Origin of the sequence: Paenibacillus sp. JZ16, assembly GCF_015326965.1 — a bacterium.
Taxonomy (GTDB): Bacteria; Bacillota; Bacilli; order Paenibacillales; family Paenibacillaceae; genus Paenibacillus_AQ.
The window spans coordinates 1589837-1601457 of the sequence record NZ_CP017659.1 but is presented as its reverse complement, the minus strand read 5'-3'; the positions used below and the strand labels follow the sequence as shown (position 1 = coordinate 1601457).

The 11621-nt window shown below is 48.5% G+C and carries 15 protein-coding genes; 8 read left to right on the top strand and 7 right to left on the bottom strand.

The features are described 5' to 3' along the window. Positions 1–101 precede the first annotated feature (101 nt). The 3 genes from BJP58_RS07070 to BJP58_RS07060 all read left to right on the top strand — a co-directional run bounded on the left by BJP58_RS07070 (position 102) and on the right by BJP58_RS07060 (position 3744). Complete coding sequence (locus tag BJP58_RS07070; RefSeq protein ID WP_194543375.1) at positions 102–1601, top strand: sugar ABC transporter ATP-binding protein; 1500 nt, start codon at positions 102–104, stop codon at positions 1599–1601. Positions 1602–1635: 34 nt separating this feature from the next. Further along, positions 1636–2604, top strand: coding sequence for an ABC transporter permease (locus BJP58_RS07065; RefSeq protein ID WP_071220346.1), 969 nt, complete (start codon positions 1636–1638; stop codon positions 2602–2604). 114 nt (positions 2605–2718) lie between these two features. Continuing rightward, the gene (locus BJP58_RS07060; RefSeq protein ID WP_071220498.1) at positions 2719–3744 is read left to right on the top strand and encodes an ABC transporter substrate-binding protein; all 1026 of its coding nucleotides are present in this window, start codon (positions 2719–2721) and stop codon (positions 3742–3744) included. Between the two features lie 223 nt (positions 3745–3967). Here BJP58_RS07060 and BJP58_RS07055 read toward each other — a convergent pair whose 3' ends face one another. Beyond that, positions 3968–4513 (bottom strand): AAA family ATPase, encoded by a 546-nt coding sequence (locus tag BJP58_RS07055; protein ID WP_194543374.1) that lies wholly within the window; start codon positions 4511–4513, stop codon positions 3968–3970. 392 nt (positions 4514–4905) lie between these two features. Here BJP58_RS07055 and hxlA point away from each other — a divergent pair, with 392 nt between their 5' ends. From hxlA to BJP58_RS07040, 3 genes are all read left to right on the top strand, one after another. Continuing rightward, positions 4906–5538, top strand: a complete 633-nt coding sequence (gene hxlA / locus BJP58_RS07050) for a 3-hexulose-6-phosphate synthase (protein WP_194543373.1) — start codon at positions 4906–4908, stop codon at positions 5536–5538. A 6-nt stretch (positions 5539–5544) separates the two neighbouring features. Further along, positions 5545–6108, top strand: a complete 564-nt coding sequence (hxlB, locus tag BJP58_RS07045) for a 6-phospho-3-hexuloisomerase (RefSeq protein WP_194543372.1) — start codon at positions 5545–5547, stop codon at positions 6106–6108. A gap of 83 nt (positions 6109–6191) precedes the next feature. Then, a complete protein-coding gene (locus BJP58_RS07040) occupies positions 6192–6611 on the top strand; it encodes a winged helix-turn-helix transcriptional regulator (RefSeq protein WP_194543371.1) in 420 nt (139 codons plus the stop codon). Between the two features lie 144 nt (positions 6612–6755). Here the strand turns inward: BJP58_RS07040 and BJP58_RS07035 are convergent, their stop codons facing one another. From BJP58_RS07035 to BJP58_RS07025, 3 genes are read right to left on the bottom strand one after another with little or no spacing between them, the layout of a single operon-like run. Further along, positions 6756–7262 (bottom strand): SRPBCC family protein, encoded by a 507-nt coding sequence (locus BJP58_RS07035; RefSeq protein ID WP_194543370.1) that lies wholly within the window; start codon positions 7260–7262, stop codon positions 6756–6758. Between the two features lie 33 nt (positions 7263–7295). After that, on the bottom strand, positions 7296–7613 hold the full coding sequence (locus BJP58_RS07030; protein WP_194543369.1) for an ArsR/SmtB family transcription factor: 318 nt from the start codon (positions 7611–7613) through the stop codon (positions 7296–7298). 24 nt (positions 7614–7637) lie between these two features. After that, the gene (locus tag BJP58_RS07025) at positions 7638–7976 is read right to left on the bottom strand and encodes a DUF1801 domain-containing protein (protein ID WP_194543368.1); all 339 of its coding nucleotides are present in this window, start codon (positions 7974–7976) and stop codon (positions 7638–7640) included. A 338-nt stretch (positions 7977–8314) separates the two neighbouring features. Between BJP58_RS07025 and BJP58_RS07020 the strand changes: the two genes are divergently transcribed. Continuing rightward, positions 8315–9523, top strand: coding sequence for a GTP-binding protein (locus tag BJP58_RS07020; protein WP_194543367.1), 1209 nt, complete (start codon positions 8315–8317; stop codon positions 9521–9523). 196 nt (positions 9524–9719) lie between these two features. On the opposite strand, the gene BJP58_RS07015 is transcribed toward BJP58_RS07020, so the two are convergent. From BJP58_RS07015 to BJP58_RS07005, 3 genes are read right to left on the bottom strand one after another with little or no spacing between them, the layout of a single operon-like run. Then, on the bottom strand, positions 9720–10016 hold the full coding sequence (locus BJP58_RS07015) for a putative quinol monooxygenase (RefSeq protein WP_194543366.1): 297 nt from the start codon (positions 10014–10016) through the stop codon (positions 9720–9722). 10 nt (positions 10017–10026) lie between these two features. After that, complete coding sequence (locus tag BJP58_RS07010) at positions 10027–10665, bottom strand: nitroreductase family protein (protein ID WP_071220352.1); 639 nt, start codon at positions 10663–10665, stop codon at positions 10027–10029. Positions 10666–10692: 27 nt separating this feature from the next. Beyond that, positions 10693–11151, bottom strand: coding sequence for a MarR family winged helix-turn-helix transcriptional regulator (locus BJP58_RS07005; RefSeq protein ID WP_194543365.1), 459 nt, complete (start codon positions 11149–11151; stop codon positions 10693–10695). Between the two features lie 197 nt (positions 11152–11348). Between BJP58_RS07005 and BJP58_RS07000 the strand changes: the two genes are divergently transcribed. Beyond that, positions 11349–11600, top strand: coding sequence for a YolD-like family protein (locus BJP58_RS07000; protein WP_113061102.1), 252 nt, complete (start codon positions 11349–11351; stop codon positions 11598–11600). Positions 11601–11621 lie beyond the last annotated feature (21 nt).

Sequence of the window (11621 nt, the reverse complement as noted above, 5' to 3'; positions counted from 1 at the left end):
CATAGATTATTCAACATGGATCAGAGAATATTCCATTCCTCCATCGGAGACCGATTTGTACAATGATTCATAAATGGTGCCAGCTAGAGAGGTGAGGGTCTTTGAGCGAAGTATTGATACAAATGGAAGGAATCACGAAGGAATTTCCGGGCGTGCTTGCATTAAATCATTGCCGATTCGAGCTGCTGCGCGGTGAAGTCCATGCGCTAATGGGTGAGAACGGCGCCGGCAAGTCAACGATGATGAAAATATTGACCGGCGTATACCAGAAGGACGAAGGTACGATCAGGTACAAAGGGCAGCCCGTTGAGTTAACGAATCCGAAAGCGGCTCAAGACGCCGGGATCAGCATGATCCATCAGGAACTGAACTTGGCGCCTGATCTGACGGTTGCTCAGAACATATTCATCGGGCGGGAGCCGCGCAGAAAGCTCAAGTTGTTTCTGGACAATCAGGCGCTAAATCGGCAGGTGAAGGAACTGTTCGAGCGGATGGGGCTGGACATGGATCCATCCATCAAGGTTTCGGAACTAACGGTTGCCAAGCAGCAGATGGTGGAGATTGCCAAGGCATTGTCTTATAACGCCGACGTGCTGGTCATGGATGAGCCTACTGCAGCTTTAAGCGAAACCGAGATTGAGGATTTGTTCCGCATCATTCGTCAGCTTCGAGAAGGCGGAGTTGGAATCGTTTACATTTCCCATCGGATGGATGAGATCAAGCGAATTACGGATCGCATTACGGTGATGCGTGACGGACAGTATATCGATACGGTTTCAACGGATGAAGTCACCACACAGGACATTATTTCCAAAATGGTTGGCCGTCAGATCTACGAGACCTCGAAACCGAAGAAGAGCGCAGGTGAACGTGAGACGGTATTGGAGGTTAAAGGACTGAATCAAGGCCGAACTTTGAAGGACATTAACTTCACTCTGAAAAAGGGAGAAATCCTTGGCATTGCAGGCCTGGTTGGTGCGGGGCGGACAGAGCTTGCCCGAGCGATCTTTGGTGCCGACCGCATACAATCCGGCGAGATTCATGTTCATGGCCGCAAGATAACGATCAAGGGCCCCCATGATGCGGTGCGCCAAGGGATCGGTTATTTATCCGAGGATCGCAAGCGCTATGGATGTGTCGTCGATCTGGATGTGAAGAGCAATGTGGCTATCGCCTCATACCGTAACTTTCTGGGCCCAGCCGGCTGGATGAATACGACCAGGATTCGCAAGCAGGCGGAGGATATGGTCGAACGATTGAAGGTCAAAACACCGCATGTGGACCAAGAGGTCAAATTCCTCTCCGGCGGTAATCAGCAGAAAGTCGTTATCGGCAAATGGCTGGCCCGCGATTGCGACATTCTGATCTTCGATGAACCGACGCGCGGGATCGATGTAGGGGCCAAGAGCGAAATCTATCGCCTGCTGAACGATCTTACGGCACAGGGTAAATCGATCATTATGATCTCCTCAGAGCTGCCTGAAATTTTACGGATGAGTCATCGGGTTCTCGTGATGTGTGAAGGCCGGATTACGGGCGAGCTGGATCAAGCAGAGGCGACCCAAGAAAGCATTATGCATCTGGCTACAGCAAGGATGTAAGCCGTTATCCATACACGTTAGGAGGAGTAAACAGATGAACATTCAAATCAAATCGGGCGCACTTCAGCAAGTGCTGGCCTTAGCCAGCTTGGTTGTTCTCATACTATTCTTTACATTCTCATCCAGCAATTTCTTTCAATTCTCCAATATCGTGGGCATTCTTCTCTCGACCGCGGTGATCGGCGTTCTTGCCTTAGGATCTACCTTTGTCATCATTACCGGCGGTATTGATCTGTCTGTCGGAACGGTCATGACACTTAGCGGCGTTATGACCGGCGTCTGCATCACCTTCTGGGGATTGCCGGTTCCGGTCGGCATTCTTGGGGGGATATTGACGGGCGCGCTATGCGGGCTTCTATCCGGTACGGCGGTGGCGAAGATGAAGATCCCGCCTTTCATCGCAACGCTGGCGATGATGATGATCGCTAAAGGACTGGCACTGATTATCTCCGGAGCCAAGCCGGTCTATTTCAACGACGCCGAAAGCTTTGCCGAGGTGTCCCAAGGCAGCGTGCTGGGCTGGCTGATACCGGGCCTCGATATTCCGAATGCGGTCGTTATTTTCTTCATCGCGGCGGTTGTGGGCTACCTCATCTTATCGAAGACCATCATCGGCCGGTATAACTTTGCGCTAGGCAGCAACGAAGAGGCGACCCGATTGTCGGGTGTTAATGTGGGATTCTGGAAAATCGTCATTTACACCTTAACCGGCGCCTTTACCGGTTTGGCGGGTGTCATGATGGCATCGAGGCTGAACTCGGCGAACCCGGCGCTGGGGGCCGGTTATGAGCTGGAAGCCATCGCGGCGGTCGTAATCGGGGGGACTTCGCTCAGCGGCGGGAAGGGTACCATCATCGGCACGGTCATCGGCGCATTGATCATGAGCGTGCTGACGAATGGATTACGTATTCTGTCCGTGCCGCAGGAGTGGCAAACCGTTGTCGTAGGATTTGTCATTATACTCGCGGTGTATGCGGATATTTTGCGCAGACGCAAAGCGTAAGTCCTCTGCTAGAACTGCGATCCGCGCTCGGTTAGCCGTGTGCTAGCTTAATCTGGATAGAAGCTTCCTTGGATGGAAGTTCTATAGATGTACTATTTTGATAAACAAGGGGAGATGGAGATTATGAAAAAGCTTTCCGTATTGGCTCTGATTCTCATGCTGACTGCAAGCCTGCTGGCGGCTTGCGGTTCATCGGGCAAGAGCGCTTCAGGAACCGACAGTCCAAGCGAGGGCGGATCCGGCTCAGGCTCCGGTTCGGCTGCCGAAGGGGAAATCTATATTCCGATCATTTCCAAAGGCTTTCAGCATCAGTTCTGGCAGGCGGTAAAAACCGGTGCCGAGCAGGCAGGGGAAGAGCTTGGCGTAAAGATTACCTTTGAAGGACCAGAGACGGAATCCCAGGTGGATAAGCAGATCGAAATGCTGCAGGCAGCACTCGATAAGAAACCAAGCGCGATCGGTTTTGCTGCACTGGATAGCCAGGCCTCCATTCCTTATCTGAAAAAAGCCCAGGAAAACAACATTCCGATCATCGCCTTCGATTCGGGCGTGGAAAGCGACATTCCGGTAACGACGGCATCGACGGACAATATGGCTGCATCCGCGCTTGCGGCGGATAAAATGGCTGAGCTCATCGGGAATGAAGGCAAAATCGCCATGGTGGTCCATGACCAGACCAGCGTGACCGGGGTTAGCCGCCGTGACGGCTTCAAGAAGCAGATCGAAGAGAAGTACCCGAATATCGAAATCGTTGACATCCAGTACGGAGGCGGGGATCACTTGAAGTCGACGGACTTGGCCAAAGCGATGATGCAGGCGCATCCGGATTTGAAAGGGATATTCGGGGCGAATGAGGGTTCGGCCGTCGGGGTCATTAATGCGGTAACGGAGATGAAGAAGGAAGGTCAGATTATCGTGGTCGGGTTCGATTCCGGAAAAGCGCAGATTGACGCAATCAAGAATGGAACGATGGCGGGAGCCATCACGCAGAATCCGGTCGGCATCGGATATGAGACGGTAAAAGCCGCCGTGGCGGCCATCAAAGGGGAGAAGGTTGAACCGCAGATCGATACGGGATTTTACTGGTATGACAAAAATAATATCGATAGCGACGAGATCAAAGCTGTGATCTATGAGTAAAATGAAATGAAGGGGAGCCCTATAGAGGGCTCCCCTTAACGTGACATCCGCTTACGCAGATGTCACCTCCATATTCTGAATCAATTCGTTCAGCCTCCTTTCCGATCATTTGGTCCAGCCGGACATCTATATTAAACCACGGCCGGCTGCAGGACTAAAGTGAATAAACAGGCATAATTGTTTTTTACCAGGAATTCTTGTCATGAATGATACCGGGTTTATGTTAGCGGATCTGCCCCTCGTTCCATATCCGCTTCCAAATCTCTTGGGCGGTCTCTTCCGGAGATAAATCGGAGGTATCCAGCCACATGCCGATTCTCGGCGTTTCGTCGTTCAAACGCCGGTTCAGCTCATGGATGGTCCATACCCCGTAGCCTTTTTTGTTACGAATCTGCTCGCGTGCGCTGATGGCATTCTCAGATGGGTTCAGCACAACGACGTAAACGGGAAGGCCGTTTAGCATTTCGGTTATTTGCAGCAGCGCGGGGCCGAGAATGACGTCCTGGAGGACGACATGAAAACCCGCTTCAGCATAGGTTCTGGCAGTGGAGGCCGATAATCTGTAGCGCAGGGCAAGCTGCCGTTTTGCTTCGTCTGAAGCATCCGGAAGCATTTCTTCCCTGCCCTTGATAATCATTCTCCGAAACGCGTCTCCCCTCAAGTGGACTCCGCGTTCAAATTTCTCGGCCAGCAGCTGGGCTACCGTCGATTTACCGGAAGCCATGACACCAGTGACAATAATAACGGCTGGTTCAGATGTATGTGACATAATCATTTCTCCAATGCTATCGGATTGTAAATGAAAGGGAGCCCTATAACGGGCTCCCCTAAACGTGACACCCGCTTATGCGGATGCCACCTCCATATTCTGAATCAATTCGTTCAGCCTCCTTTCCGATCATTTTGTCCGGCCTGACAACTATATTAAACCACAGCCGAATGCGAGCCGAAAAGTGAATAAATGGGCTTAATTGTTTTTTACCAGCGTCTTGGAGCAGTATGCATTGCTAATTAAACGGAGCCCATAAACCCTTGTCCCGCCGTATTACTTACTTCCACGTAAGTATCTCACTTCTAAGTACGTACTTCCGGAAAGTAAACTATCTGCTCTACAATGGGCGTAGTCATTAACCAATACGTTCATAAGGAGAGAATAACAATATGGAACTTCAATTGGCATTGGATTTAGTAAATATTCCTGAAGCAAAACAAGTGGTGGCTGAGGTAGCCGAGTTTATCGACATCGTGGAGATCGGAACACCGGTTGTCATTAACGAAGGACTTCATGCCGTAAAAGCAATTAAAGAGGCTTTCCCGCAGCTGCGTGTGCTGGCCGATCTGAAAATTATGGATGCGGGCGGTTATGAAGTGGCGAAGGCATCCGAAGCCGGCGCGGACATTATTACGGTGTTAGGTGTATCCGACGATGCTACGATCAAAGGCGCGGTAGCGGAAGCCCTCAAGCAAGGTAAGCAAGTGATGGTCGATATGATCAATGTGAAGGACATTGAGAGTAGAGCAGTGGAGATTGACGCTTTGGGCGTGGATTACATTTGCGTTCATTCCGGCTACGACCACCAAGCGGAAGGCAAGAATTCATTCGAGGAATTGGCTGCGATCAAACGTGTCGTGAAGCACGCCAAGACGGCGGTTGCGGGAGGAATCAAAATGGAGACGCTCCCTGAGGTGATCCAAGCGAATCCTGATCTCGTGATTGTCGGAGGGGGAATCACAGGTCAATCCGATAAAAAAACGGTTGCGGCCCAGATGAACCAGCTTGTTAAGCAGGTCTAAGTTACGATGAGTCAAAAGATATTTCAACATGCAGCGGACATTGCCAAGGAGATATCGGCATCCGTGCAGCAGATCAATGCTGATCAGATTGAGGAATTGATTACACGGATCGTGCAATCCGATGCCATTTTCTTAGCGGGGGGCGGCAGATCCGGTCTAATGATCCGAGCTTTTGCCATGCGATTAATGCAGATGGGGTATAAGGTTCATGTCGTGGGCGATACGGTAACTCCGGCCATCGGCGCGCGGGATTTGCTACTTATCGGTTCAGGCTCCGGAGAAACGCAGAGCTTGGTGTCTATGGCTCAGAAGGCCAAGGGTATAGGCTCTGCCGTAGCGGTGGTCACCGTGAATCCCGAATCACGTATCGGTAAGCTTTCGGATGCGATCGTTCGGCTACCGGGCACAACGAAGGAGCAGAATCAAGGATCTCTTGTCACCGTTCAACCGATGGCCTCTTTATTTGAGCAAACGATGCTGATCGCCTTGGATGCCGTTATCTTGAGATTGATGGAGATGAAGGAACTTCACTCGGAAAATATGTTTGGGCTGCACGCCAATTTGGAATAAGAGGTCAAGGTGTGGGTAAAGTTGCCGCTTTGATGATATAACCGCGACCGTTGTATACTGTAGGGAAGAAGGGGTGATGCATTATGGCAAGTGAAGTCAAACAGCGAATCAATCTGAAGGAAATAAACTGCCATAAGGAGTTAACCCTGGCGGTCATCGGCGGCAAATGGAAGCTGATCATCCTATGGCATCTTGGTTTAGAGGGCGTAAAGCGCTTCGGTGAGCTGAATCGAATGATTCCTCATATCACGCAAAAAATGCTGACCAACCAGCTCCGGGAATTGGAGGAGGATCAGCTCGTTCATCGTGTGGTTTACCCCGAGGTTCCACCTCGTGTCGAATATTCGCTCACGCCTTACGGGGAGAGCCTAATGCCGATCTTGAAGCTGATGTACGATTGGGGAAAAGATTACGGCGAACAGGTCGTCTGGAAAGACGGCGAGCTGCCTGAGCATAAAGATGATGGACAGGCAGCGGAGCAACCAGTCGCACAGAAGCTGTAATATCTCGAACATGCATGCGAATGCATTAGCAAGACGATCGGGCAGGGGGTTTTTCGAGCAAAGGTGCAGGAGTTCTGAAGCATTAAAAAAACGGCGAGCCAATAGGTTCGCCGCCGCTGGTTTGCGCTTCCTTGATTCATGTAATTATTGCTGGCTTTCAAGGTATTGCGCGAGTTGATCAAAAGTTCCGCCAAATCCTTGTTTCACCATCGGAGCCATTCCATCAAATGCTGCTTGTTCTTCTGCAGTTGCGTTGACAGGGCCTCCCTGCATGGTAAGCGTGGTTTTTCCATCGATTTCTTCAAGCGTGATGATATTTATAATTTCAAGCGGCCAGTTTGCGTTAAAAGGTGCACGTATAGTGTTGCCTTCCTCATCAGAGAATGATTGAATGAATACCAGTTTCTCAGGAACGATAACTTCCTGATATACAAATTTCCCCCACATGGTTTGGTTTCCATCCGGAGACTTCTGACAACCTAAGAACATGCCACCAGGACGTACATCCATTGTGATAACTTCTAAGGAATATCCTTGAGGCCCCCACCATTTGCCGAAGTGTTCAGGGTCGATCCAAACTTTAAAAACCAGTTCCCTGGGGGCATTGAAAACACGTGACAGAAGTAAACCTTGTTTGCTTTGCTCGGTCATTTGAATTCCTCCTAAAAAGAAGGGTAGCGGCTGCTACCTTTTCTTTTGTAATTTTTCCAAATAATCCTCAAGCTGATCAAAGCGCTTTTCCCAAATACCGCGGAACGAATCCAACCATTCGTCCATTTCTTGAAGCGGTTCAGATCGTAGTCTATAGATTCGTCGATTAGCCTCCGCCTGAACTTCGACCAGTCCTGCTTCATGCAATATTTTTAAATGTTTGGAAGTCTGAGGTTGCCGGATATGAAGACGTTCAGCAATCTGATTAACGGTTAAAGGACCTTCTCGTAACAGTTCAACAATCTGTAATCGGTTAGGCTCGGCTAGTGCGTTCAACGTTGTCTGTTTCATATGACCTTACCCCCGATCTTGTTACTACAACGAACTTGATGCTTGAACTAATAGATCGGCTAGCAGTTCAAAGTCCGGAGTATCATCTTTTCGAATTTTAAGCCATTTCCGTTCGGGCGGACCTTCGAAATGTTTCGGGACGTCTAGATTAGTTGTGTTCATGATCATAAAGGCAATTGCATCTTTGGATGGCGAAATCACGGCCGCATAATGTCCGTTTTTTAGAAAATGCGGTTTTTTGTACTGAATCCGTTCTTCTACCTCCGGAATGGCTTCAAGGACCATAAGTCGAAGCTTTTTGCTGACTTCTACTTGCCAAGGCAGACTAAGGTTTTCGATGAACGAAATTACTTCTTGGCTCATATCGTATCCCTCCTTATTGAAGATTAACCAACGATTGATTACAATATACCACCATGGGAATATTCCTGTAAAGGGATATTTATGAGATGATTTCATGAATGCGGCATTCTAAACTGCGCATAACAAGGCAAATTGAAGCTTAATCCCATGCTGCACCTGTAGAATGCATTCGCTGTGATCTTAGATCATAAGAGAAACTCCGGTGAATGAATGCTGGGGGATTATTATGTTTATCAGATATTTTTGAATGGAAGCATTGACAATTTAAGTGAGGAGAGATAATATCATACCGTATAAATCGTAATGATTACGATTAAGGAATGGAGGAAGTTCAATAGATGAATAGTAACAATAGGATTCCTGTCACAGTGTTCAGCGGGTACCTCGGATCAGGCAAGACGACGGTCCTAAATCATGTGCTTCATAATCGTGATGGATTGAAGGTTGCGGTCATTGTAAATGACATGAGCGAAGTGAATATTGATGCGGATTTGGTTCGAGGGGAAGGAAGCCTGTCCCGAACGGATGAGAAGCTGGTTGAAATGTCTAACGGCTGCATCTGCTGCACGCTCCGGGAAGATCTGGTACAGGAAGTTCAGAAGCTGGTACAGGAGAACCGGTTTGATTATATTCTCATTGAATCGACGGGGATTAGCGAGCCCGTGCCGGTTGCGCAGACCTTTGTCTATCCGGATGAGGTGTCCGGCGTCCAGTTGTCCGACCTAGCCCGGCTGGATTGTATGGTGACGGTTGTGGATGCGAACCGTTTCTGGAAAGATTTCTCTTCGGGTCAAAGCCTGCTAGATCGGAAGGAAGCGCTGGGCGAAGAGGATACACGGGAAGTCGTGGATCTGTTGATTGACCAGATCGAAATGTGTGATGTACTCCTATTGAACAAATGCGATTTGGTAAGCGAAGACGAATTGGCCAAGGTGGAAGGCATACTTCGTAAGCTTCAGCCCAGCGCAAAAATCATACGTACTGTGAAGGGACAAGTCGCCCCTGCGGAAATTCTGAATACCGGTTTATTCGATTTTGAAAAAGCCAGTCAGTCCCCCGGCTGGATTCAGGAGCTTCAGAAGGAAGAGCATGTGCCGGAAACGGATGAATACGGCATCAGCTCTTTTGTTTATCGGAGAAGAAGACCGTTCCATCCGGAGCGGCTGGCTGATTTCATGAGTGATTGGCCGGAAGAGGTCGTACGCGCGAAAGGGATCGCTTGGCTGGCTGTGCGTGAGGATGTTGCGGCAAGTCTAAGTCAGGCGGGACCTTCCATTCAGTTTGGGCCTGCAGGTTATTGGGTGGCTGCTTTAACCGAGCAGGAGCAGCAGGAGCTGCTTCAGAGTGAGCCGGATGTGCAGCGAAAATGGGATGGCGTCTGGGGAGATCGGATGACCGAGCTTGTGATGATCGGGATACAGATGGAGCAGTCACGAATCGAGCGGGAGCTGGACGAATGTTTGTTGACTGATCAGGAAATGCAGCTGGATTGGTCGACCTTTAACAATCCGCTGCCATGGATGGCTATCGAAGAGCTATCGATGTAAGGTTTAGGATATGTTCTCCTTTGAGTAGACTGTGCAGAAGAAGACGCTACAGACGATACAGTTTACTTAAAGGGGACTTTTTTATGGGAGAGTTTATAAGATAGAATCCGAGGAAAATAGGGATATATCCATTTAATAAAAAAAGCCAAACTCGTCTGAACGAGTTGGCTTTTTAAACGTGACTGCAGTCTGTTCATTATTTGTTTATCGGTTGGCCAGCATATGCTTGGACATTTAGCGGAGCTGTCAGGTATTTTGGAGCTTTAGCTACAAATGCCTGAAAATGGCTGCTCGCATTATGGAGTCCCACAGCTTCCTGGTCTTTCCACTGCTCAACCATGAGATACGTGTTATCCTGCTCCGTATCTTTAAGCAGCTTATACGATTCATTTCCTTGTTCCGCGCGGGATGCCTCGATAAGTTCTTTTACGGAATCCAGAAATTCTGCCTCTAGTTCACGGTTTACTTTCATTTCTGCATGAATAATAATCATCGCTATGACCTCACTTCCACTCTGCAATACGATCAATAGGAAGACGGGTCGTCAAACGCGCTTCTTTGGCAGCTTTACCTACAGAGATGAGCATTACCGGCACATAACGTTCTTTCTCCATACCAAATGCCTCTGCAATTCGGGATTTGTCGTATCCGCCAATGGGGTTCGTGTCATATCCACGGGCACGAGCAGAAAGCATAAGCTGCATGGAAACCAAGCCGCTATCTATAAGGATCATTTCACGGAAAGACTGTGCCGGAATACGTGCGAAGAGATCGGTATAGTTTGCCATCATCTGATCTTTAATCTCTTGTGGCAGATAACCGCGTTCCACGGCGCTACCCATAATTTCATCTGCATTGTCGAATGCGTTCATATCTCCAAATACAGCAATGACAGCGGAGGAAGTTGAAACTTGCGTTTTGTTCCCTGGTGCAAGCTCTTCAAGCGTCGCTTTACCTTCGGGGCTATCAACGACAAGAAATCTCCAAGGCTGAAGATTAACGGATGACGGAGCCAAAGTCGCTTCTTCCAAAATTTCAGTCATTTCTTCACGGCTGATTTTGACCGATGGGTCGTATACCCGCACAGAGCGACGGGAAGTAATAATTTCTTTATAATTATTGTTTAGGGAAGTTACAGTCATGATATTCTCTCCTTTAATCTCTATAAGTTAATTGGTCTTACTTGGTTCTTTCATTAGTTGAATCTGGCTGTTCAGCTTCTGTAGAGTTTGAACAAACGCAAGTCGTTCTGATTCCGTGAGGTCTGCCTGCAGTTCCTCCATAAAGCGATCTTTCTCCGCCTTAAACGCTGCTACTTTACTTTTGCCCACTTCAGTTAGCTGAACCAACGTAATCCGGTTGTCATTCTCACATCTGGTTCGGAGAAGTATTCCTTCCGCTTCCAACTGCTGAACATGACGGGTCACCGCAGCTGGATCAATAGACACGGCCTTCTGCAAATCCGATTGGCTAATTTGGCCCCCCGTCAGTTTGCATAGGAGTTCGAGCCGATTGGGACTAACTCCAGCACAGCGTTCAAACCGGGTCGAAATATGCTTGTTTAAATGCATCAGCAAGTACAGCAGGTCTTCCGTATGGCACGTAGCGATGATAAAGACCCCCTTCAATTCATTGACTCATCAATGTTTGATGGGTCAATCATATACCTTTGTTTTCTGAAAATCAAGTCTTTTGTATAAAAAACTGAATCGGATTTCATGTATAATAGGAAGTAGATTCCTAATTCATAGGTTTGAAGAAAGATTTGTTTTCATGGAGAATGTAATGCTAATGCATGAACAACATAAATCAGGAGGACAAGGTTATGGCAAAAGCAAAAGTTCCAAAGAGACCCACGAGAGATGAGTTTGTACTGGAAGAGCTCGGAAATCAGCTTACGGAAGCTTACCAGGAAGAATCGGTCATCGTACTGACGGTCTGGGGATGGGAAGAGGCAGTCCGCGGACAAATCGATCAAATGGACTCCCGCACAGGGAAGGTGCACATGAAAGAGAATGGCGTCATTACGAAGGTTCCCTTTATGGACATTATGGAAGTGAATTATCCCAGGGACTAATCAGAATGATAACGAAAAAGG

Bases quoted from the DNA above. Each gene is read 5' to 3' on its own strand.
- BJP58_RS07015 (WP_194543366.1), bottom strand. From the start codon at position 10,016: ATGATTATTATTCATGCAGAAATGAAAGTAAACCGTGAACTAGAGGCA.
- BJP58_RS07040 (WP_194543371.1), top strand. From the start codon at position 6,192: ATGGCAAGTGAAGTCAAACAGCGAATCAATCTGAAGGAAATAAACTGC.
- BJP58_RS07010 (WP_071220352.1), bottom strand. From the start codon at position 10,665: ATGACTGTAACTTCCCTAAACAATAATTATAAAGAAATTATTACTTCC.
- hxlA (WP_194543373.1), top strand. From the start codon at position 4,906: ATGGAACTTCAATTGGCATTGGATTTAGTAAATATTCCTGAAGCAAAA.
- BJP58_RS07030 (WP_194543369.1), bottom strand. From the start codon at position 7,613: ATGAAACAGACAACGTTGAACGCACTAGCCGAGCCTAACCGATTACAG.
- BJP58_RS07035 (WP_194543370.1), bottom strand. From the start codon at position 7,262: ATGACCGAGCAAAGCAAACAAGGTTTACTTCTGTCACGTGTTTTCAAT.
- BJP58_RS07000 (WP_113061102.1), top strand. From the start codon at position 11,349: ATGGCAAAAGCAAAAGTTCCAAAGAGACCCACGAGAGATGAGTTTGTA.
- hxlB (WP_194543372.1), top strand. From the start codon at position 5,545: ATGAGTCAAAAGATATTTCAACATGCAGCGGACATTGCCAAGGAGATA.
- BJP58_RS07025 (WP_194543368.1), bottom strand. From the start codon at position 7,976: ATGAGCCAAGAAGTAATTTCGTTCATCGAAAACCTTAGTCTGCCTTGG.
- BJP58_RS07060 (WP_071220498.1), top strand. From the start codon at position 2,719: ATGGAGATTATGAAAAAGCTTTCCGTATTGGCTCTGATTCTCATGCTG.
- BJP58_RS07065 (WP_071220346.1), top strand. From the start codon at position 1,636: ATGAACATTCAAATCAAATCGGGCGCACTTCAGCAAGTGCTGGCCTTA.
- BJP58_RS07020 (WP_194543367.1), top strand. From the start codon at position 8,315: ATGAATAGTAACAATAGGATTCCTGTCACAGTGTTCAGCGGGTACCTC.
- BJP58_RS07055 (WP_194543374.1), bottom strand. From the start codon at position 4,513: ATGTCACATACATCTGAACCAGCCGTTATTATTGTCACTGGTGTCATG.